Source organism: Microbacterium sp. MYb64 (assembly GCF_002979495.1).
Taxonomy (GTDB): domain Bacteria; phylum Actinomycetota; class Actinomycetes; order Actinomycetales; family Microbacteriaceae; genus Microbacterium; species Microbacterium azadirachtae_A.
The window spans coordinates 1-20930 of the sequence record NZ_PCOW01000035.1 but is presented as its reverse complement, the minus strand read 5'-3'; the positions used below and the strand labels follow the sequence as shown (position 1 = coordinate 20930).

Sequence of the window (20930 nt, the reverse complement as noted above, 5' to 3'; positions counted from 1 at the left end):
CGGGTCCACCCCGGGATCCACCACCGTGCCGGCTGAGTTCGTCATGAATCAAGTCAACACCGGACCACCGACATTCCACCCCGAAAAGACCCCGTTCAACACCGAAAACACCACATCGTGATCGGCGCCCCCTCCGGTGGCGGCATAACCCTCGCCGCTAGGATTCCTGCGTGGCGAACCGCAAGACCAACAAGACCGCATCCGCGTCCGCGCGCCCCGCAGGGCGCGCTCGTTCCGGCAACCCCGCGAAGCGTCCGGTCGAGCAGCTGCCGCCGGTCACCCTGGGGGACTGGATCGGCGCCGCCCGCCCTCGCACGCTGCCGCTCGCGATCGCCCCGGTGCTCGTCGGCACGGGCGTCGCGCGGCTGGGGGATCCGCAGTTCCACTGGGTCATCGCGCTCGCCTGCCTCGCGGTCGCCGTGTGCCTGCAGATCGGCGTGAACTTCACGAACGACTACAGCGATGGCGTGCGCGGCACCGACGCGCACCGGGTCGGCCCCGCGCGGCTCACCGCCTCGGGGCGCGTCTCGGCCAAGAGCGTGCTGTACACCGGCCTGGCGTTCTTCGCACTCGCCGCGATCGCGGGCATCGGCATCACGATCCGCACCCAGCAGTGGTGGCTGATCGCGGTCGGCGCGGTGTGCATCGTGGCCGCGTGGTTCTACACCGGCGGCAAGCGGCCCTACGGCTACAACGCGCTCGGCGAGGTCTTCGTCTTCGTGTTCTTCGGGCTGGTCGCCACGCTCGGCACGACCTGGGTGCAGTCGCTGAAGCTGCCGCAGGAGGCATGGATCGGGGCCATCGCGATCGGCCTGTTCGCCTGCGCGGTGCTGCTGGCCAACAACCTCCGCGACATCGACCAGGACCGTCAGGTCGGCAAGCGCACGCTGACCGTGGTGATCGGCAAGCGGGCCACCCAGGTCCTCTACACCGTGTTCGTGATCCTGCCGTTCCTGGCGCTCGTGCTGCTCGCACTGTTCTACCCGGTCGCCTGGGTGGGACTGCTCGCGCTGCTGGCGTTCCTGCCGGCGCTCGTGATCGTGTGGGCGTACCGGGAGCCGAAGGAGCTCGTGATCGCGCTCGCCCTCACCTCGCTCGGCACGCTCGCGTACGCCGGAGCGCTGTTCTGGGCGCTCATCTCGCCCGTGGTGTGAGCGGATCGGGATCCCCGCAGCCGGTCGCCGTGCAGACCCCGCCCACCCGGTGCATAGAGTCTTTTCGTAAGATTCCGAGCATGCCTGTGAGTCCGTCGCGCCCGTCCGCGCCCACCGACACTCTCGGAGACCGGCGGGTCGCGCGCTCATCCCGGCGCTCCCGCGTGGTCCGGACCACGGCGGCCCTGCTCGGCGTCGCACTCGCCGGCGGCCTCGCCGCCTGCTCGAACGACCCCGTCGCAGACCAGTACCGCAACGGCGACAACAAGGGCTACATCGGCTCCGACGGCATGCGCGTCGAGGAGATCAAGCCCGCTGACCGCGACAAGCCCGTGTCCTTCGGGGGCACGCTCGAGAGCGGCAAGAAGTTCAGCAGCACCGAGATCGCGGGCGATGTCACGGTCGTGAACTTCTGGTACGCCGCGTGCGGACCGTGCCGCGTCGAGGCGGAGGACCTCCAGTCGGTCTGGAAGAAGTTCGACGGCAAGGGCGTCTCGTTCGTGGGCGTGAACACCTACGACCAGGCCGGCACCGCGACGGCCTTCAACGACAAGTACGGGGTCACCTACCCGAGCATCATCGACGTGAACACCGGTGATGCGAAGCTCGCCTTCGCGGAGGTCACCTCGATCCAGGCCACCCCCACCACGCTCGTTCTCGACAAGCAGGGACGGGTCGCGGCGCGCGTGATCGGCCCGATCGGATCCGCCTCGATCCTCGAGACGCTCGTCCAGGACGCGCTGGACGAGAAGTGATGAGCGTGAGCGCGTGAACATCGACGCGATCGTCGGATCCGGCGCTCTCTGGGCGGCGCTTCCGGTGGCCATGCTCGCGGGGCTGCTGTCCTTCCTCTCGCCCTGCGTGCTGCCGCTCGTGCCCGGGTACCTCGGCTTCGTCGGCGGTGCGGTGGGCGGATCCGCGCCTCAGCAGGACGGGACCACGAAGGCCCCCACGCGTCGCCAGATGGTGCTCGGGGTGCTGCTGTTCATCCTCGGCTTCACGCTGGTCTTCATCCTCATGGCGGTCGTCGGCGGCACGGCGGGCGTGTTCCTGCTGCGCTGGGGCGACCTGATCACCCGCATCCTGGGTGCGGTCATCATCGCCATGGGCCTCGTCTTCATCGGCGTCTTCGGCTTCGCCCAGCGCACCGTGCGGATGAACGTGTCGGGTCGTGCCGGCCTCATCGGCGCCCCGCTGCTCGGCGTCGCCCTGGGCATCGGCTGGAGCCCGTGCCTGAGCCCCACGCTCTCGGCGATCGTCGCGCTGTCGGTCAACGTCGGCGACGTGAGCCGCGCGGTGTGGCTCGGCATCGCCTACTCGCTGGGCCTCGGCATCCCGTTCCTGCTCGTCGCGCTCGGTTTCGGCTGGGCGACGCGCTCGCTCTCGTTCCTGCGCCGCCACGTGCGGGTCGTCAACATCGTCGGAGGTGCACTGCTCATCGTGCTGGGTCTGCTCATGGTGACCGGCGTCTGGAAGGCGATCATGTCGAGCATCGGGGCGGTGGTCGGCAGTGTCGAACTCCCGCTCTGACACCGAGGCTCCCGACGCCCCCGAAGGCCCCCGCGGGCCCGAGGCATCCGAGACCGTGAAGGATCCCATGCGCGAAGGCTCGAAGCAGCGCGAAGGCTCGAAGAAGCAGGCCGGCGCCGATCGCTCGACCGACCCGCTGCGCCCGAGCGACCACATCGACGGCGACGGGGATTCGCGCGGCGACGGCATCGATTCGCCGAAGCTCAACGTCGTCGGCTGGCTGCGCTGGGGCTGGCGGCAGCTCACCAGCATGCGCACCGCGCTCGTGCTGCTGCTGATCCTCGCGATCGCCGCGATCCCCGGATCGATCTTCCCGCAGCGGATGGCCGATCCGAACGGCGTCACGCAGTGGAAGGCCGACCACCCGGACCTGTTCCCGATCCTGGACGGCATGCAGCTGTTCGACGTCTATCTGTCGGCGTGGTTCTCCGCCATCTACCTGCTGCTCTTCCTGTCGCTGGTCGGCTGCGTGATCCCTCGCATCAAGCACCACCTCAAGGCGCTCCGCTCGCGTCCGCCGCGCACGCCCGTGCGGCTCGGACGACTCGACGACCACCGCGAGGCGACCCGCACCGTTGCCGGATCCGACCCGCGCGCGGCGGCGGAGCAGAGCATCGCGATCGCGGAGAAGCAGCTGCGCGCCCTGCGCTATCGCGTGCAGCGCTACGACGACAAGCGCGGCTTCTCGGTCTCGGCCGAGCGCGGCTACGCCCGCGAGACCGGCAACCTGCTGTTCCACCTCGCCCTGCTCGGCGTGCTCGTATCGGTGGGCGTGGGCGGGAGCTTCGCCTACACCGGCCAGCGCGTGGTCGTGCAGGGCACGAGCTTCGTGAACACGCTCCTCGACTACTCGTCGATGAACCGCGGTCGCTTCGTCTCCGACGACGCGCTCGCGCCCTACCGGATGACGCTGGACTCCTTCGACGTCACCTACCAGCCGTTCGAACCGGGCAAGTCGTCGTCGGGGCAGGCAGGAGACTTCGCCGCGAACGTGACGGTCTCGGAGCCGGGACAGAAGGAGCACAAGGCCGCGGTGCAGGTGAACCACCCGCTCGGCATCGCGGGGGACCGCGTCTACCTGCTCGGCAACGGCTACGCCCCCACCATCACGGTCCACAACGCCAAGGGCGACGTCGTCTTCCACGACTCGGTGCCTTTCCTGCCGCAGAACAACAGCACGATGATGTCGATCGGGATCGTCAAGGTCGCCGACGGCCTCCCGGAGCAGCTCGGGCTGCAGGGCTTCTTCTACCCGACGTCGGCCAAGTTGGCCACCGGCGCGCTCACCTCGGTCTACCCGGACCTCATCAACCCCACGCTCACGCTGAACGTGTTCGCCGGCGATCTCGGGATCGACGACGGCACCCCTCGTTCGGTGTACGTGCTCGACACCGGATCCATGACCCAGCTCACCGGCGGCAAGACCGGGACGAAGTCGATCGAGCTCGCCCCGGGCGAGACCACTGCGCTGCCGAACGGCATGGGAACCATCACGTTCGACAACGAGGCGCCGAAGGACGCGAAGGACTACTCCCAGTCCGTCAAGCGCTACGTCTCGCTGCAGATCCACCACGACCCCTCCGAGCAGTGGGTGCTGATCTTCGCCGTGGTGGCCCTGCTCGGTCTCGTGCTCGCGCTGTTCGTGCCGCGCCGGCGCATGTGGGTCAAGGCGACGGTCGTCGACGGCGCCGTGCACCTGGAGTACGCGGGCCTCGCACGAGGCGAGGATCCCACCCTCGCCGCCGCCGTGGAGGACCTGCGCGACGGCCATGGGCGCCTGCTCGACGCCGACGCCGACGGCGCGACCGCGGCGCTCCCCGAGGCGGAAGCCTCCAACGAATCAGAGCCCGATGACAGCGACGCTTCGACAAGCTCAGCGACCGATAGCGGAAAGTAGGCTGACAGCATGAACTTCGACTCCCTGTCGATCCTGATGATCTGGACCGCGGTCGCGATCTACGCCGCGGCCTTCATCGCCTACGCGTTCGACCTGGCCAAGCGCTCGCAGGTCGCGGCCGATGCCAAGGCCGTCGTGCCCGAGCGCGAGCTCGTCGGCGCGGCCGTGGGCGCATCGGCTTCCTCGGCCGCTCGCGCGACCGGTTCCGGCGGCGCGGGTAAGACGGCATCGGCCCCGCAGCGCTTTGTCATGGCGCGAATCGGCACCGCGCTGACCACGCTCGGCTTCCTCTTCCACCTGGCGGGCACGGTGCTGCGCGGCGTGGCGGCAGGCCGCGTGCCGTGGTCGAACATGTACGAGTTCTCGATGACGGGGACGCTGCTGATCATCGCGGTCTACATCGGCGTGAACATCTGGTTCGACCTGAAGTACCTGGGCACCTTCATCGTGGGGCTCGTCGTAGTGCTGCTCGGCGGCGCCGCCACCGGCTTCTACGTCGAGGTCGTGCCGCTCGCCGACCCGCTCAAGAGCGTGTGGCTGGTGATCCACGTGTTCGTGGCATCGCTCGGCACCGCGTTCTTCGCGCTCGCCTTCGCGCTCAGCGTGTTCCAGCTCATGCAGGCGCGCCGCGAGGCGAAGGTGCTCGCGGAGGCCCCCAAGGCCGGTCCGCGCTTCCTCGCCACGCTGCCCTCCTCGGAGCGCCTGGAGGGCCTCGCCTACCGGTTCGCGACCGTGGGCTTCATCTTCTGGACGTTCACCCTCATCGCCGGATCCATCTGGGCCAACGACGCCTGGGGCCGCTACTGGGGCTTCGACACCAAGGAGACCTGGACGTTCATCATCTGGGTGCTCTACGCGGGCTACATCCACGCCCGTGCGACGCGCGGCTGGCGCGGATCCCGCTCGGCCTGGCTGTCGATCGTGGGCTTCGCCGCGGTGCTGTTCAACTTCACCATCGTCAACCTGTTCTTCAAGGGCCTGCACGTCTACTCGGGCCTGAGCTGAGCGGCTCGACCTCGCAGGACAGGCGGTGAGCGCTCGGCGGGCCTGGCTGCGGCCCGGCGCGCTCGCCGTGATCGCCCTGGCGCTCGTCGCCGCGGGCGTCGTGATCAGCGGCCTCCTGCCGCTCGCCGATGCCGGGGCGCTGGCGGGACGCACTGTGCCGGTGCTGGGCTTCGTGATCGCGATCACGATCGTCGCCGAGCTCGCGCGGGATGCCGCCGTGTTCGACGTCATCGCGCAGCATCTGGCCCGCTGGGGGCGCGGCAGGGTGATCGCGCTCTGGGCGGCGGTGGTCCTCCTCGCCGTGGTCAGCACGATCTTCCTCTCGCTCGACACGACCGCCGTGATCGTCACGCCGGTCGTCGTGCTCCTCGCACAGGGCGTGGGCGTCTCTCCGCTGCCCTTCGCGCTCGCCACCGTGTGGCTCGCCAACACCGCGTCCCTGCTGCTGCCGGTGTCGAACCTGACGAACCTGCTGGCGGCTCCGGCCATCGGCGCCGATCCGCTCGCCTTCCTCGCGCTGAGCTGGGCACCCGCGCTCGCGGGCGTGCTCGTGCCCGTCGTGATCCTCACGCTCGCGCACCGTCGCACGCTGTTCGAGCGGTACGCGTCACCGGTGCGGGCCGATCCCTCCGACCGCGTGCTGTTCCTCGTCTCGGCCGTCGTGCTCGTCGCCCTGCTGCCGCTGCTCGCCCTCGTGCGGGACGTGTGGATCCCTGCCTCGGTCGCCGCATTGATCCTGATCGTGCTGTTCGCCTTCCGGAGGCGCCGCGCGCTGCGGCTGAGTCTGGTCCCGTGGCAGGCTCTGGGACTCGCCGCGGCGCTCTTCGTGATCGTCGAGACGGCCCATGTGCGCGGGCTCGCGGCGCTGCTCTCGCCGCTCGCTGCGACCGGGCACGACGCGCTCGAACTGCTGCGCGTGGCGGGCATCGGGGCGCTCACGGCGAACGGCATCGACAACCTCCCCGCCTACCTCGTGCTCGAGCCGATCGCCTCGCATGACCCGGTCGCGCTCATGGCGCTGCTCATCGGCGTCAACCTCGGACCGCTCGTGACGCCCTGGGCTTCGCTCGCGATCCTGCTGTGGCACCACCGCGTCACCGCGCTCGGGGTGTCCATCCCGTGGGGGCGCTTCGCCCTCTGGGGGCTCGGCGCCGCGACGGCCACGGTGGGAGTGGCCGTGCTCGCGCTCGCGGCCGTTTCCTGAATCGCGGATTCGGGCTATCGTCGCGGCATGTGCCGGAACATTCGCTGCCTTCACAACTTCGAGCCGCCGACGAACGATGACGAGGTGCGGGAGGCCGCGCTCCAGTTCGTCCGCAAGGTGAGCGGATCCACGCACCCGTCGCGCGCGAACACCCCCGCGTTCGAGCAGGCGATCGACGAGATCGCGCTGGCGACCCGGCGGATGCTCGATCAGCTCGTCACGAACGCCCCGCCGAAGACCCGCGAGGCCGAGGCCATCAAGGGGCGGCAGCGCCACGAGAAGCGCATGGAGCGCGAGGTCAGGATCCGCACGGCGACACCCTGAAGCCGGAAGCACCCGGAAACGGAAGACAGGCGCGGCCCCGGGGGAGGTGGGGCCGCGCCTGCCGCTTCCGGAATCAGATCGCCGGCGCCAGCACCGCCCGGACCGAGGTCGTGCGGCGGGCCGTCACGGCCAGCGTCGTCGCGATCAGGGCGAGCACGGCCCAGACCGCGAGCGCGGCGATCGCGGCGCCTGTGCCCTCCTCGCCCAGCAGCGCGGTCGCTGCGGGGGACGTGGGCAGGAACCCGGCGATCGTGGCGAGCCATCCGGGCAGCGTCGAGATGATCCCCGCGCCGAGCGCGGCCACGCCCATGACGGCGGAGATCCAGCGGCCGATCCCGCCGAGGACGGCGACAAGGGCCTGGTTCACGGCGGCGAACGCGATGCCGGCGAGCACGGCGACGCCGGCGAAGCCCCACCAGCGGGACGGATCGTACTTGGCGACGATCTCGACCACGAGCGCGACCAGCAGGCCCTGTGCGGCGCCGATCGCGGCGGCCGGGGCGAATCCGCGCAGGGCGAGCGATGCTGAGGCGCGGCGCGAGGTGAGCGCCCGCGCGGTGAACGCCCGCATCACGAGGAACGAGGCCAGGCTGCCGAACCAGAGCACGACGGCCGCGAGCAGCGGGATCGCCGTAGGGCCGAACATGCCGCCCGAGGTGTCGGCCTTCACCGGATCGGCGACGACGGAGGCCAGCGACGATGCCTGGCTGTCGGTGCGCTTCGGCAGCGAGTCCGCCGCCTGGTGCAGGCCCGAGGCGAGGCTCGACGTGCCGGTCGCGAGGGACCCGATGCCGGTGCCCAGCTGCGTCGCACCATCGGCGAGCTGGGTCGCCCCCGACTGCAGCCCGGTGGCGCCGGTCGCGAGGTTGCCCGCGCCGATCGCGCTCTGCGACGTGCCATCGGCCAGCTGGCCGAGCCCCGCGGCGAGCTGGTTGACGCCGTCGGCCGCGGTGCGGAACTTGTCGGCGAGTGTGGAGGTGGCGGCGGTGTTGAACTGGGAGAGCGCGGTCACCGTGTTGTCGGCGTAAACAGAGGCGGTGCCGGCTCTCGTCACCGCGGTCTCGGCTTGACCCGAGGCAGTCTTCACCTCATCGCAGAAGGTGGCCGGCACGTTGTTGTTGGGATCGGAGCAGGTCGTGACGAGTGCGCTCAGCGATTGCTCAACCGTGACCGCGCCGGCCGTGGCCGCGTCGGCCTTGGCTTTCGTAGTACCCGCGACACCACTGACTCCATCCGGCACGAGCCCCTGCGCCTGCAGCGCATCCGCACCCTGCGCGAGTCCAGCGCCTGCCTGGTTCGCACCGGTCTGCGCCGAGGTGATGCCGTTCGCGATCGTGCCGAGGCCGTTCGAGAGCTGCGAGGCGCCGTCGGCGAGCTGGCCCGCGCCGTCGGCGAGCTTGGTCGCTCCGTCCGGGAGCGCTGCGGCTCCGGTTGCGGCGGAGGCGGCGCCCGCGGCGAGCTTGTCGGCGCCGTCCGCCGCCTCGCCGATCTTGTCGCCCAGGGTGCCGAAGCCGACGAGCACGTTCTGCAGCGTGCTCTTGGAGATCTCGCTGCCCATCGTCGACGCGGCGGTCGCGGCGATCTGGTTCGCGATGAGACCGTCCGCGGCGCGTGCCTGCGGAGCGGTCGTCACCGAGATCGTCGCCTTCTCGGCGGACTTCGCCGGATCCTGCACCGCGCTGCCACCCGAGACCGCGGCGGCGGAGAAGTCCTTCGGGATCCGCACGACGGCCTGGTAGGTGCCGTCCTTGAGGCCCGCCGCGGCGTCCTTCTCGTTCGAGATCACCCAGGTGAGGTTCTCGTCCTTCTTCCCGGTGCCGTCGACGAGACCCGCCGACAACTGGCGCCCGAGCGGGGCGAGCTGACCGTTCACCGTGACCGGCTCGTCGTCGTTCACGATCGCGGCGGTCATGGTGTCGAGGCGCTGCGTGGGATCCTGCAGCGCGGCGACGAGCACGCCGCCGAGGACGGCGGGCAGCAGCAGCACGCCGATGAGCGTGAGGGCGGTGATCGGCTTGTGCGTACGGGCACGTTCGATCAGCGCGGACAGGCGGTTGGTCATGCGGTCACCTCGTCGAGGTCGGTGGTGGGCGCGTCGGAGGCCGTGAGGGGTGCGGGCGCGGCGGGCGGGTGGTCGAGGTCCCGCATCTGCGGATCCGCCCACCCGGCGTCGGTCAGCAGCCGTGCGGCGGCGGAGGCGTCGGCTGCCGTGGCGAGCACGGCGAGCGTGCCACGGCGGGCCGCATCGCGCAGCATGGCTACGGCCTGCTCGCTCTGAGCGAGGGTGAGGCGGTCGGCTCCGTCGATCGCCACGAGCGTGGTGCGGCCGCGGAGCGCTTCGCGCAGTTCGCGCAGCGGATCCGTCCCGCCGTCCACGATCACGCAGCCGACGTGCGCCCGCACCCAGGCCGCGCGTCCCGGCAGCAGATGCCCTGCTACGCGCAGACGTCCCTCGGAGGGCACGCGCGCCGTGAGGGCCAGCGCGACGGCGCGGCGCACCGCTCCATCGCCTCCGGTGAGCACGAGGGCGGATCCGGCCGGCACCCGCAGGTCGAGTCCGTCTGTCGCGCCGGGGACGGCGAGCCCGTCGGCGGCGATCACGGAGTCGTCACCGGGCCAGGCGGCCAGGTGACGCTCGCGCTCCACCGCCTCGCCCTCGATGTCGACGCTCGGCAGGATCTTCTCGAGCCACGCGGGGATCTCCCACGCGCGCTCGCCGAGGATCGCCATGAGGGCGGGGATCAGGGTCATCCGCACGAGGAACGCGTCGATCGCGATGCCCGCGGCGAGGCCCAGCGCGATCGGCTTGAGCGAGGAGTCGCCCTCGGGCACGAAGGCCACGAACACCGCGAACATGATGAGTCCCGCGGCCGTGACGACCTTCGCGGATCCGGTGAAGCCTCCTCGTACGGCGCGCAGTGCGGCGGTCCGGCGCTCGGCGCGGTCGGCGCTGCGGGACCCCGCGTCGTGCACGTAGTCCTCGCGCATCCGCGAGACGAGGAACACCTGGTAGTCCATGGCGAGCCCGAACAGCACGCCCATCAGGATGATCGGCATGAAGCTGATGATCGGTCCCACCCGTGCGACGTGCAGGGCGTCGGCGAACCAGCCCCACTCGAAGACCGCGGAGACCACGCCGAACGCGGCCACGATCGAGAGCAGGTAACCGAGCGCCGCCGTGACGGGCACCCAGATCGAGCGGAACACGATCGTCAGCAGCACGAGCGACAGGCCGATCACGAAGATCCCGAACGGCAGCAGTGCGGCGCCGAGCTGGTCGGAGATGTCGATCGCGACGGCCGTGAACCCGGTGACCTTCACGTCGATCCCGAACTTCTTGAGCCACTCGTCATGGTGCGAACGCAGCTCGCGCACGAGGTCGGCGGTGGCGGGGGCGTCCGGCGCGGTCGTGGGGATCACCTGGACGATGCCGGTGTCGGCGGTCTGGTTCGGGGTGGCCAGGGCGATCTCGGCGACGCCGGGGAGCTTGCCGACCGCATCGCCCAGGTCCTTCATGAGACCGACCGGATCCGTCGACGTCACGATCGTGCCGGTGAGGATGAGCGGGCCGTTGAATCCCGGGCCGAAGTGCTCGGCCGTGAGGTCGTAGTTCTCCCGCGCCTCGGACCCCTGCGGCTGCACGCCGGAGTTCGGCAGCGCGAGCGCGAGGTTCGCGGCGGGGATGGCGACGACGCCGAGCCCGAGGACGATCGCGAGCGCGACGAGCACCGGGTGCCGGGTGACGCCGCCCACCCAGCGCTCCGAGAACGGGCGGCGCGGGGCTGCCTCGGTCTGACCTTGTCGGGGGCGCCGGGGCTTGGCGGCGCGGCCGGCCACGCGGCCCTTGAGGAAGCCGAGGATGGCCGGAGTCAGCGTCACGGCGATCAGCACGGCGATCATGACGGCGACCGCCGCCGCGATGCCCATCGTGGTGAGGAACGGGATCCCGGCGAAGCCGAGGCCGATGAGCGCGATCAGCACCGTGATGCCGGCGAAGACCACCGCGGATCCCGCCGTGCCGGTCGCGCGCGAGGCGGACTCCTCCGGATCCACCCCCGCGCGCACCTGGTCCTGATGTCGCGCGACGATGAACAGCGCGTAGTCGATGCCGACCGCGAGCCCGAGCATGAGCGCGAGCAGGGGAGTGGTCGAGGAGACCGAGGCGAAGGCGGTGGCGGCGAAGATCGCGGCCATCGAGACGCCCACGCCCAGCACGGCCGTGAGCAGCGGCATGCCCGCGACGACGAAGGAGCGGAACGTCACGATCAGCACGAGCAGTGCGATGACCAGGCCGATGCCCTCCGTGATCGAGATCGCCGGGATCGACATCGAGAAGAGGTCGCCGCCGATCACGGCGTGCGAGCCCTGCGGCAGTTCCTTCTCGAGGTCGCTCACCGCGGTGCGCAGCGTGTCCTTGGTGGCGGCCGAGACGTCCGAGGCCTGGCCGTCGAACTGCAGGCGCACGATCGCCGCGGAACGGTCGTCGGAGACCATGCCCGTGACGTGCTCGTCGTAGGGGCTCGTGGCGGCGAGGACGCCGTCGACCTTCCCGAGGTCGGTCACGGTCCGCTCGATCGGCGTCTTGTAGTCCTGGTCGGTGACGCTGTCGCCGTCCGCGGCCACGACGATGAACTGCGCGCTCGTGCCGCTCACCTGGGGGAAGGTGCGCTCGAGCTGCTCCAGACCCGCCTGCGATTCCGTGCCGGGGATCGTGAACGCGTTGTCCGTGCCCTTGCCGAGGGCGAGCGCCGCGCCGCCGGCGATGCCGAGCACCAGCAGCCAGGCCACGAGCACGCGCCAGGGGTGCCGGAACGACCAGCGGCCGAGCGAGGAGAGGAGAGTCGACACGGGTTTCCTCCGGAGGGAGTGCGGGCGGGTTCGATACACTGGTGTATTCGATACGTGCTTGTATCGTAAGACGACGGCGCCGGGATAGTCTGTGCGCGGGATGTGAATCGCGGGCCCTGGGCCCGCAGGAGGTGCGGATGACCGGCAGTGCGACCAGAAGCCGGGAGAACACGCGCGCGCGGCTGCTCGAGGCGGCGGCGCTGGTGTTCGCCGAGGAAGGTCTGGACGGCGCGACCGTCGAGGCCGTGTGCGAGCGCGCCGGCTTCACGCGCGGTGCGTTCTATTCGAACTTCGAGTCGAAGGACGAGCTGTTCCTCGAACTCGCCGGCACCGTGTCCGCTGAGCGGCTGACGGCCGTGCGGGCGCGGGTGACCGAGCTGAACGAGGCCGGCGCGCTCGCCCAGGACTGCGACGCGACGACGCTCGTGCAGCAGGTGATGGACACCGGCAGCGACGACCGTCTCGGCGTCATGCTGCTGAGCGAGATCCGCCTCCGCGCCCTGCGGGATCACGCGTGGGGCAAGGCCTATCTCAAGCAGGAGCAGGAGATGGTCGCCGGCATCGCCCGGATCATCGATGACATCGCCGCGACCGGCACGATCACGCTGCGGGTCGACTCCGAGGTCGCGGCCCGCATGCTGCTGATCATCTGGGAGGGCACGACCGTGCGCGGCGCGATGGCCGGCAAGGACGACGCCCAGCTCCGCCGCACCGGCAGCGTCGAGCTCGGCCGGATGGTGTCACTGCTGCTCGGGTGAGGCGGCGGGCAGCTCCTGTTTGGGGCGCGTGCTCTCGTTTTGGGGCGCGTGCTCTCGTTTTGGGGCGCGTGACGGCACGGATTCCGGGTGTGGTGCGCCCCGAACCGGCGGAGTGCGCCCCGAAACCAGGCGTGGACGCCCCGAAACCAGTGACACCGGAGTGTGCTCGATGCTCGGGGAGGTCATGTTGGGGTGTGCACCCTCGTTTTGGGGCGCGTGACGGCACGGATTCCGGGTGTGGTGCGCCCCGAACCGGCGGAGTGCGCCCCGAAACGGTGGGGACGCGCCCCGAACCGTAGGGCACCGTGCGCTGAGGGGCCGGGGCGCATGGCGAGGCGATTCCGGGTTTGGGGCGTGCGCCCTCGTTTTGGGGCGCGTGATGGCACGGATTCCGTGGGTCGCGCGCCCCGAACCGGCGGAGTGCGCCCCGAAACCAGGCGGAGCGCGCCCCGAAACGACACCGACCGGACCGTATCCGGGGTCAGCGACCGTCGGCGGCGAGCAGCCCGTGGCAGCGGCTGAGGCGGTCCAACCACCAGTCCCGGCGCTCTGCGGGGGCCTCGAGGCGGGCGAGCGCGGCCGCATCGGGGACGACCCGGGCCGCGGAGACCATGCCGCCGTGCGGGCGGGCATCCGCGACGTCGTCGGCGAACAGCGACGCCGTGCCGAGTCCGCAGTCGTGGTCGAGCACGGGCAGCGCTGCTGCCAGCGCGGCGCCGAGCGAGAGGCCGACCGCGGTGTCGAGCGCGCTCGAGACGACCACGGGCAGTCCCGCCTCCGCGACGATCCGCAGCGCGCGCTCGATGCCGCCGAGCGGTTGCGCCTTGATGACGAGCAGATCCGCGGCTCCGGCCCGGGCGACCGCGAGCGGATCGGTCGCCTTGCGCACGCTCTCGTCCGCCGCGATCGGGATGTCCAGGTAGCGGATCCGCTCGCGCAGCTCGACGAGCTCCTCGACGGTCGCGCAGGGCTGCTCGGCGTACTCCAGGTCGAAGGGGGCGAGGGCGTGGATCGCGCGCTCGGCCTCGTCGACGTTCCAGCCGGCGTTCGCGTCGATGCGGATCCGGCCCTCCGGCCCCATCTCGGCGCGCACCGCGCGGACACGGGCGAGGTCGTCGGCGAGGCTCTGCCCGGCTTCGGCGACCTTGACCTTCGCCGTGCGGCAGCCGTCGAAGCGTGCGAGCACCCCGGAGACCTGGTCCGCGGGCACGGCCGGGATCGTCGCGTTCACACGGATCCCCTCGCGCACCGCGGCGGGGCGGGGATGCCAGGCGTCCGCGATCGCCGCCGACAGCCACGTCGATGCCTCGGCATCGCCGTACTCGGCGAACGGCGAGAACTCGGCCCAGCCCTCCGGCCCCTCGAACAGCAGCGCCTCGCGGACGTCCACCCCGCGGAACCGCGTGTGCATCGGAAGCGCGACCACCCGCGCGGTGTCGAGGATCTCGGGGAGCGCGGGGAGGTCGGTCATGCCCCCATCATGCACCCGCGGATCAGCCGAGCCGCTTCTGCAGCTCGGCCATCCGGGCGACCATCGTGAAGCCCAGGCGGGTGTTGACCGCCAGCATGTGCTCGTTCGACTCGGCGTTGAAGGTGTAGACGTGCGGTGTCTGCGGGGAGAGTTGCTGCAATGCGCGCAGGTTCTCCAACTTGATGCGCAGACCGATCCCGTGCCCGCGGTCCTCGCGGCGCACCAGAGTGCCCCACTGATACGCCTTCCCGTCGTCGCCGGAGACCACGACCTGCGTGTACCCGGCGATGTGCCCGTCCGGCGCGATCGCGATCGCACCGAACGAGGTGCGGTTCTGCGCAGCCTGCATCGCCTCGTCGGCGCGGAAGTCCTGCACATCGGCGGACGCGGCCTCGATGTCGAGATCGCCGGTGGGCGCCTCGGTGTCGAGGCTGGCGTCCAGTACCGCCCACTCGCCGACGAACTCTTCGGGGACCGGCCCGACCCAGCTGCGGATCCGGTATCCGTCCGCCGGCGCCTCGGCGATCAGGGCATCGATGACACCGTCGGCGACCGGCAGGTCGAGTCGGTTCTGCAGGTCGCCGAGCGCGATGTCGTATCCGTGCCGACGCGCGAACTCGCGATTCGCGGCGCCCGCCCCATCCGCGGGGAGGGACGAGGACCAGAAGATGTCCGCGCGCATCGTGGTGCGGCCCGCTCGCTTCGCCTCGTCCTCGAGAGCCGAGAGGAGGGCGGATCCGACGCCGCGGCGTCGATGCTGCGGCGGGATGTTCACGCCCACGGCGGCCACGTGCAGGTTGTCCTTCAAGGTCAGGGCGAGCGACGCCGATCCCACCACGACGCCGTCCTCCGTCGCGGTGAACGCCTGGCGGTGGAACGTGGCGGACTCCTGCTGCAGCTCTGTGCGGCTCTCCTCGAGCGACCAGGCTGTCGCATCTTCGCCGAGGTCGGCGCGGCGGGCTGCCGCGTAGGCCTCCCACCAGGCATCCACGGCCGGGGCGTCGAAGGCGTCGACGGGCTGGATCTCGATCGTCATACCTCCACGCTATGCGAGTGCGACGGACAGGCTCGTGTCATTGACAATAGTGTGCGACGCACAATATTGTGTTGAACATGAGCGACGAGGAGTTCGACGGACACCTGCAGGAGCTGCGGCGCGGCACGGTCGTGCTCGCGAGCCTGCGACTGCTGCGCGAGCCCGGGTACGGCTACGGCCTGCTGGAGCAGCTGAGCGCCGCCGGCTTCCCGACGGACTCCAACACCCTCTACCCGCTGCTGCGACGCCTCGAGAAGCAGGGTTACCTCGCGAGCGAGTGGAACACCGAGGAAGCGCGACCGCGCAAGTTCTATCGCACCTCCGACGCCGGGCACCGCCTGGCCGACACCCTCACCCGCGACGTGCAGGCCATCGCCGCCGCCGCGAAGAATCTTCCCTGACCTCCTGGAGGAGAACATCATGGACACCGACACGACCCTTGCCCAGCGCTACGTGACCGCGGTGGCGCGGTCCGTTCCCGTCGCCGATCGCGAGGAGGTCTCCGCAGAGCTGCGCGCGTCGATCGCGGACGAAGTCGACGGCCGTATCGCCGCCGGCGAGGAAGCGGCGGCGGCGGAGTACGCCGTGATCGCGGAGCTCGGCGACCCCATCGCCTACGCCGCGTCGCTCTCCGGGAGGCCACTCGTGCTGATCGGACCCCGTTATTACGCCGCGTGGCTCCGTCTGCTGCGTCTGCTCCTGGCGATCGTCGTCCCGGTCGCCGCCGTGATCGCGGGGATGATCCGAGCGATCGGCGGAGGCGATGTCGGCGCGGTGATCGGCGCGATGATCCCCACGATCCTCATGTCCGGCATCCAGGTCGCGTTCTGGACGACCCTCGTCTTCGCCGCACTGGAGCGTCTCGGATCCACCGGCGACACCGTGCTCGAATGGACTCCCGAGAAGCTGCCGCGCACCGTGATCCTCGGCGCGCGGATGGCGGATCTGATCGGCATGGCGGTCCTGACCGTGACCCTGATCGGCTCCGTCATCTGGGACCGCACCGTCGGGTGGGGCGACGACCACGTGCACGTCCTGGCACCGGGCCTCTGGCCCTGGGTCATGACGGCGTGGTTCGGCCTGCTCCTGATCGGGCTGGTCGTGGAGGCGTTCGTCGCCGTGCGCGGACGGTGGAACGCGCCGCTCGCCGCCGTGAGCATCGCGGCGAGTCTGATCGCGATGCTCGGCGCGATCGTGCTGATCTGGCGGGGCGCCGTGATCGCCCCCGACCTGATGGCGCGCATGCAGGCCGCGAGCACGCCGACCGCGGACATCGTGCAGATCGTGAACATCTCGATCACGGCCGTGCTGGGCGGGATCCTGATCGGCATCCTCTTCGACGCCTACCGCAAGCTGGGTCTCGCCCGCGAGGCCTGAGCGGGTCCGCGACGGACGGGACCCGGAATAGGCTGGATCCGTGACCGAGAAGCCCGTCTCCGACCTGTTCGATCCCGCCGAGTGGATGCTCGCCCCGGGCGCGGGGGAGTACACCGACATCACCGCGCACGTCTCGAACGACGGACGGATCGCCCGTATCGCCTTCGACCGGCCCGAGGTGCGCAACGCCTTCCGGCCGCACACGGTCGACGAGCTGTACCGCGCTCTCGACGAGGCCCGGCAGGATCCGCGGATCGGCGTGGTCCTGCTCACCGGCAACGGGCCGAGTCCGAAGGACGGCGGGTGGGCGTTCTGCTCCGGCGGCGACCAGCGGATCCGCGGCCGCGACGGCTACAAGTACTCCGACTCGGAGGAGACGGTCGTTGAGCGCCCTTCGACAGGCTCAGGGACCGAGCGAGACGAAACGCAGCAGCAGGCCAGGTCGGGCAGGCTGCACATCCTCGAGGTGCAGCGCCTCATCCGGTTCATGCCGAAGGTCGTCATCGCGGTGGTGCCCGGCTGGGCCGCCGGCGGCGGGCACTCGCTGCACGTGGTCTGCGACCTGACGATCGCGAGCGCCGAGCACGGCCGGTTCAAGCAGACCGATGCCGATGTCGGATCCTTCGACGCCGGATACGGATCCGCCTACATGGCCCGCCAGACGGGGCAGAAGTTCGCGCGCGAGGTCTTCTTCCTCGCCGAGGAGTACTCCGCCGAGCGCGCCATGCAGGCGGGCGCGGTGAACCGCGTCGTGCCGCACGCCGAGCTCGAGCGCGAGGCGATCGCGATGGCCAGGACGATCCTGACGAAGTCGCCCACCGCGATCCGCATGCTGAAGTTCGCCTTCAACGCGGTGGACGATGGGCTGGTCGGCCAGCAGGTCTTCGCGGGGGAGGCCACGCGCCTGGCCTACGGCACGGATGAGGCCGTCGAGGGCCGCGACTCCTTCCTGGAGAAGCGCGAGCCCGACTGGTCCCCCTACCCCTGGCACTTCTGACGATGAGGCTGCGCGCCGTCGACGGGGCGGATCCGGTCGCGGTCGGAGCGGGGCTGCCGGCGGCGCTCGACGGTACGGCGCCCCTCGCGCTCGGATTCGCGCCGGGGCCCGGCGATGACGTCGCCGACGGGACCGCGGTCGTCATCGCGACCTCCGGATCCACGGGTGTCCCGAAGCGGGTCGTCCTCTCCGCCGCTGCTCTGACCGCGAGCGCCGAGGCGACCGCGCGGCGGATCGGATCCGGCCAGTGGATGCTCGCCCTGTCGGCCGGCTATGTCGCCGGGCTGCAGGTGCTCGTGCGCGCGCACCTCGCGGGCGCGGCGCCCGTGCTGCTCGAGGGACGGTTCACGCCGGCCTCGTTCGCGGCGGCGACGCGCGGCATGGGTGCGGGGCCGCGCTACGCGTCGCTCGTGCCCGCGCAGCTCGCGACGCTGCTGGACGCGGCCGAAGACCGGGACGTGCGCGAGGCACTGGCGTCCTATGAGGCCCTGCTCCTCGGCGGGCAGGCGCTGGCGCCGGTGCTCCGGGAGCGGGCCGCGGAGCTCGGCGCCCGCGTCGTGCGCACCTACGGATCCAGCGAGACCGCGGGCGGCTGCGTGTACGACGGGGTCGCACTGGACGACGTGCGCGTCGCGTCGGTCGACGGCGAGCTGCGGATCGCCGGCCCGACGCTGGCCGACGGCTATCTCGGCGACTCCGAGCTGACCGCGCGCACGTTCGTCACCGATGGGGCCGGCGATCGCTGGTACCGCACGGGCGATGCCGGCGACGTGGCCGACGGCAGGGTCGCGGTGACCGGGCGCATCGACAACGTCATCGTCTCGGGCGGAACGAACGTGTCGCTGGACCGGGTCGAGCGCGCGGTGCGCGCAGTGGCGGGCCTTGAGGGCGCCGTCGTGGCGGCGATCGCCGACGAGCGCTGGGGGCAGGGGTCCGCGATCGTGGTCGCGCTGCGGGGCGGGCTCGTCGATTCCGCGCCGGCGCTGCTCGCCGCCGCCCGGGAGCGGGTCGCAACCGAGGTGGGCGCAGAGGCGCGTCCCGCGCGGATCGTCCCCGTCGAGGCGCTGCCGCTGCTGGCGTCGGGCAAGCCCGACCGCCGCGCGATCGCCGCGCTCGCCGCCGGGCGCTGAGTCCCGCCGCCGCCCCGGGGATACATCTCCCGGCGGATGACCCCGGCGGATCCGGTCGCGTACCGTGAGGGGGTGATCCGCACCATTCCGCGCTTCTGGCTCGTGCTCGACATCGTGGGCAGCGCCATCGGCCTGCTGCTCACGCTGCCCCTCACGTACGTCTTCGAGGCGGGCACGATGAGCCGCTGGATCCCGGACGGCGCGGTCTCGATCGTGCTCGTGCTGCTGGTCGCCGTCATCCAGTGGGGCGCGGCGGCGATCAGCCGGCTCTCTCCGGTGCTCGCGCTGATCGTGGCGTGGTTCGGCGCGCTGTTGCAGATGGCGTGCGGCTTCTCGCCCGGTGCCTACAACCTCGCGATCCTCGCGGTGGTGTTCGCGACATCGGCCTGGGGATCGATGCGCCTGCTCTGGATCGGCGGCGCCTCGGCCCTGGGCGGCGGGCTCATCGCGGGCGGCTACATGTCGCTCATCAACGAAGAGGCGCTCATCCAGGACACCGAGACCGGACTGCGCGTCGCGCTGGTCGCGGTGCTCCTCGGGACCGTGTCCGTGCTCACCCTGGTCATGGCCTGGGGCGCCGGTCTGCTGTGGCGGGTCGTGCTGCACGGCCGCCGCACCCGCGACGCGCAGGTGCGGGCCGAGGCGGTCGCCGTCGCGGAGCAGGAACGGGTGCGGATCGCCCGCGACATGCACGACGTGGTCGCGCACTCGCTCGCGGTGGTGATCGCGCAGTCCGACGGCGCGCGCTATGCCGCAGCCGCGGATCCGGCGCAGGCGACCGCGGCGCTGACCACGATCGGGCAGACGGCGCGCGCGGCCCTCTCCGATGTGCGACTGCTGCTCGCGCAGCTGCGGCACAGCGAGGGGCAGGGGCCGCAGCCCACGCTCGCCGATCTGGAGACGCTGTACACGCAGGTGCGCGCCGCCGGGATCGAGCCGCGCGTCACCGTCGACCCGATGCCGCCGGGCGAGCCCCCGGCCGGCATCCAGCTGGCCGTGTACCGGATCCTCCAGGAGGCGCTGACCAACGCGATCCGGCACGGCGCCGGTGACGTCGACGTCTGGCTCGGCTGGCACGCCGACCACGTGCAGATCACGGTGCGCAACGGCGTGCCGCCGACGCCGCGACAGGCGCACACGGAGCGCGGGCACGGCCTCATCGGCATGCGCGAGCGCGCGCAGCTGGTCGGCGGGACGCTCAGCGCGGAGCACGAGGCGGTGGGCTTCGTGGTGCGCGCGGTGCTCCCGATCGGGCCGGCCGCCGCCTAGCCCGCAGTTCCCGCGCTGTGCCGGAGCGGTCCCGGCGCCGCGCCGCGTCCTCGCGCCGCGTCGTGGCGTTGCGCGGGGGATGACAGACTTTCCGGAGGCGCGGATCCGATCGCGCGGAACGAGGAGGCAGGATGATCCGTGTCGTGCTGGTCGACGACCAGGCGCTGTTCCGTGCCGGGATCCGCATGCTCGTCGCGTCGCAGCCCGACCTCGAGGTCGTCGGCGAGGCGGGGGACGGGCAGGAGGCCATCGAGGTCGTGCGCGCGACGCGCCCCGACGTCGTGATGATGGACATCCGGATGCCGGTCATGGACGGGCTGACCGCCACCGCGCGCATCCTGGAGGAGGCGGATCCGCCGCGCATCGTGATGCTCACGACGTTCGATCTCGACGAGGCGGCCGCGCGCGCGATCCGTCAGGGGGCGAGCGGCTTCCTCCTCAAGGACGCGGATCCCGAGTTCCTGCTCGCGGCGATCCGCACGGTGCACTCCGGATCCAGCGTGATCGCGGCCTCGGCCACCCGCGATCTGTTCGCGCACTTCGCGGCACCTGCGCAGGTCCCGGTTCCGGCGAGCTACGGCGACCTCACCGAGCGCGAGAAGGAGATCTTCGCGCTCGCCGCGAGGGGCCTGTCCAACGCCGAGATCGCCGCCCGCGAGTTCCTCTCCGAGGCCACCGTGAAGACGCACATCAGCCGGATCCTCACCAAGCTCGCCCTGCGCGATCGCGTGCAGCTCGTCGTCTTCGCCTTCGAGCACGGCCTGAATTGACCCGCGGCGGACCCCGGATCAGGCTCGCCCCGCGGGATGCCCTGTGTCAGGCTCGCTCCTCCGTGTGCCCCTCCACTTCCGAGTCGTCCCCGTGAGCGCACCCCCTGGCGTCCGCTCACGGGGACGACTCGAAGGTGGAAGGGGGCGTCGGGGGTGGGGC

Annotated in this window: 18 protein-coding genes; 14 read left to right on the top strand and 4 right to left on the bottom strand. The window is 71.3% G+C overall.

The window, feature by feature from the left end; genetic code table 11:
• Positions 1-170: 170 nt before the first annotated feature.
• The 7 genes from CQ044_RS19065 to CQ044_RS19035 all read left to right on the top strand — a co-directional run bounded on the left by CQ044_RS19065 (position 171) and on the right by CQ044_RS19035 (position 7114).
• On the top strand, positions 171-1154 hold the full coding sequence (locus CQ044_RS19065) for a 1,4-dihydroxy-2-naphthoate polyprenyltransferase (RefSeq protein WP_105689926.1): 984 nt from the start codon (positions 171-173) through the stop codon (positions 1152-1154).
• Between the two features lie 80 nt (positions 1155-1234).
• Positions 1235-1909, top strand: a complete 675-nt coding sequence (locus CQ044_RS19060) for a TlpA disulfide reductase family protein (RefSeq protein WP_105689925.1) — start codon at positions 1235-1237, stop codon at positions 1907-1909.
• Between the two features lie 13 nt (positions 1910-1922).
• The gene (locus tag CQ044_RS19055) at positions 1923-2684 is read left to right on the top strand and encodes a cytochrome c biogenesis CcdA family protein (RefSeq protein ID WP_181158393.1); all 762 of its coding nucleotides are present in this window, start codon (positions 1923-1925) and stop codon (positions 2682-2684) included.
• Positions 2685-2751: 67 nt separating this feature from the next.
• Positions 2752-4581: a cytochrome c biogenesis protein ResB gene (locus CQ044_RS19050; protein ID WP_105689924.1), complete on the top strand. Its 1830-nt coding sequence runs from the start codon at positions 2752-2754 to the stop codon at positions 4579-4581.
• Positions 4582-4590: 9 nt separating this feature from the next.
• The gene (gene ccsB, locus CQ044_RS19045; protein WP_105689923.1) at positions 4591-5586 is read left to right on the top strand and encodes a c-type cytochrome biogenesis protein CcsB; all 996 of its coding nucleotides are present in this window, start codon (positions 4591-4593) and stop codon (positions 5584-5586) included.
• A gap of 25 nt (positions 5587-5611) precedes the next feature.
• The gene (locus CQ044_RS19040) at positions 5612-6790 is read left to right on the top strand and encodes an SLC13 family permease (RefSeq protein WP_258133378.1); all 1179 of its coding nucleotides are present in this window, start codon (positions 5612-5614) and stop codon (positions 6788-6790) included.
• Positions 6791-6817: 27 nt separating this feature from the next.
• A complete protein-coding gene (locus CQ044_RS19035) occupies positions 6818-7114 on the top strand; it encodes a DUF2277 domain-containing protein (protein WP_105689922.1) in 297 nt (98 codons plus the stop codon).
• A 73-nt stretch (positions 7115-7187) separates the two neighbouring features.
• On the opposite strand, the gene CQ044_RS19030 is transcribed toward CQ044_RS19035, so the two are convergent.
• Together CQ044_RS19030 and CQ044_RS19025 are read right to left on the bottom strand one after the other, a co-directional pair.
• A complete protein-coding gene (locus CQ044_RS19030) occupies positions 7188-9176 on the bottom strand; it encodes a YhgE/Pip domain-containing protein (RefSeq protein ID WP_258133377.1) in 1989 nt (662 codons plus the stop codon).
• Entirely contained in the window at positions 9173-11962 is a 2790-nt protein-coding gene (locus CQ044_RS19025; RefSeq protein WP_105689921.1) for an efflux RND transporter permease subunit, read from the bottom strand. Before CQ044_RS19025 ends, CQ044_RS19030 begins: the two co-directional genes overlap by 4 nt.
• Before the next feature lie 137 nt (positions 11963-12099).
• Here CQ044_RS19025 and CQ044_RS19020 point away from each other — a divergent pair, with 137 nt between their 5' ends.
• Positions 12100-12720, top strand: coding sequence for a TetR/AcrR family transcriptional regulator (locus CQ044_RS19020; RefSeq protein WP_105689920.1), 621 nt, complete (start codon positions 12100-12102; stop codon positions 12718-12720).
• 481 nt (positions 12721-13201) lie between these two features.
• Here the strand turns inward: CQ044_RS19020 and CQ044_RS19015 are convergent, their stop codons facing one another.
• Entirely contained in the window at positions 13202-14191 is a 990-nt protein-coding gene (locus tag CQ044_RS19015; RefSeq protein WP_105689919.1) for an o-succinylbenzoate synthase, read from the bottom strand.
• Between the two features lie 22 nt (positions 14192-14213).
• Positions 14214-15227: a GNAT family N-acetyltransferase gene (locus CQ044_RS19010; RefSeq protein WP_105689918.1), complete on the bottom strand. Its 1014-nt coding sequence runs from the start codon at positions 15225-15227 to the stop codon at positions 14214-14216.
• Positions 15228-15304: 77 nt separating this feature from the next.
• Between CQ044_RS19010 and CQ044_RS19005 the strand changes: the two genes are divergently transcribed.
• The 6 genes from CQ044_RS19005 (at position 15305) to CQ044_RS18980 (ending at position 20770) form a co-directional block, all read left to right on the top strand.
• Positions 15305-15628: a PadR family transcriptional regulator gene (locus CQ044_RS19005; RefSeq protein WP_045270289.1), complete on the top strand. Its 324-nt coding sequence runs from the start codon at positions 15305-15307 to the stop codon at positions 15626-15628.
• Positions 15629-15647: 19 nt separating this feature from the next.
• The gene (locus CQ044_RS19000; RefSeq protein ID WP_105689917.1) at positions 15648-16604 is read left to right on the top strand and encodes a permease prefix domain 1-containing protein; all 957 of its coding nucleotides are present in this window, start codon (positions 15648-15650) and stop codon (positions 16602-16604) included.
• Between the two features lie 85 nt (positions 16605-16689).
• A complete protein-coding gene (locus tag CQ044_RS18995; RefSeq protein ID WP_374954874.1) occupies positions 16690-17601 on the top strand; it encodes a 1,4-dihydroxy-2-naphthoyl-CoA synthase in 912 nt (303 codons plus the stop codon).
• A 2-nt stretch (positions 17602-17603) separates the two neighbouring features.
• Positions 17604-18731: an AMP-binding protein gene (locus CQ044_RS18990; protein WP_105689915.1), complete on the top strand. Its 1128-nt coding sequence runs from the start codon at positions 17604-17606 to the stop codon at positions 18729-18731.
• Positions 18732-18803: 72 nt separating this feature from the next.
• Complete coding sequence (locus CQ044_RS18985) at positions 18804-20000, top strand: sensor histidine kinase (protein ID WP_258133376.1); 1197 nt, start codon at positions 18804-18806, stop codon at positions 19998-20000.
• Between the two features lie 131 nt (positions 20001-20131).
• Positions 20132-20770 carry a response regulator transcription factor gene (locus tag CQ044_RS18980; protein WP_105689913.1) on the top strand — a complete coding sequence of 213 codons (639 nt, stop codon included), beginning with the start codon at positions 20132-20134 and terminating at the stop codon, positions 20768-20770.
• Positions 20771-20930 lie beyond the last annotated feature (160 nt).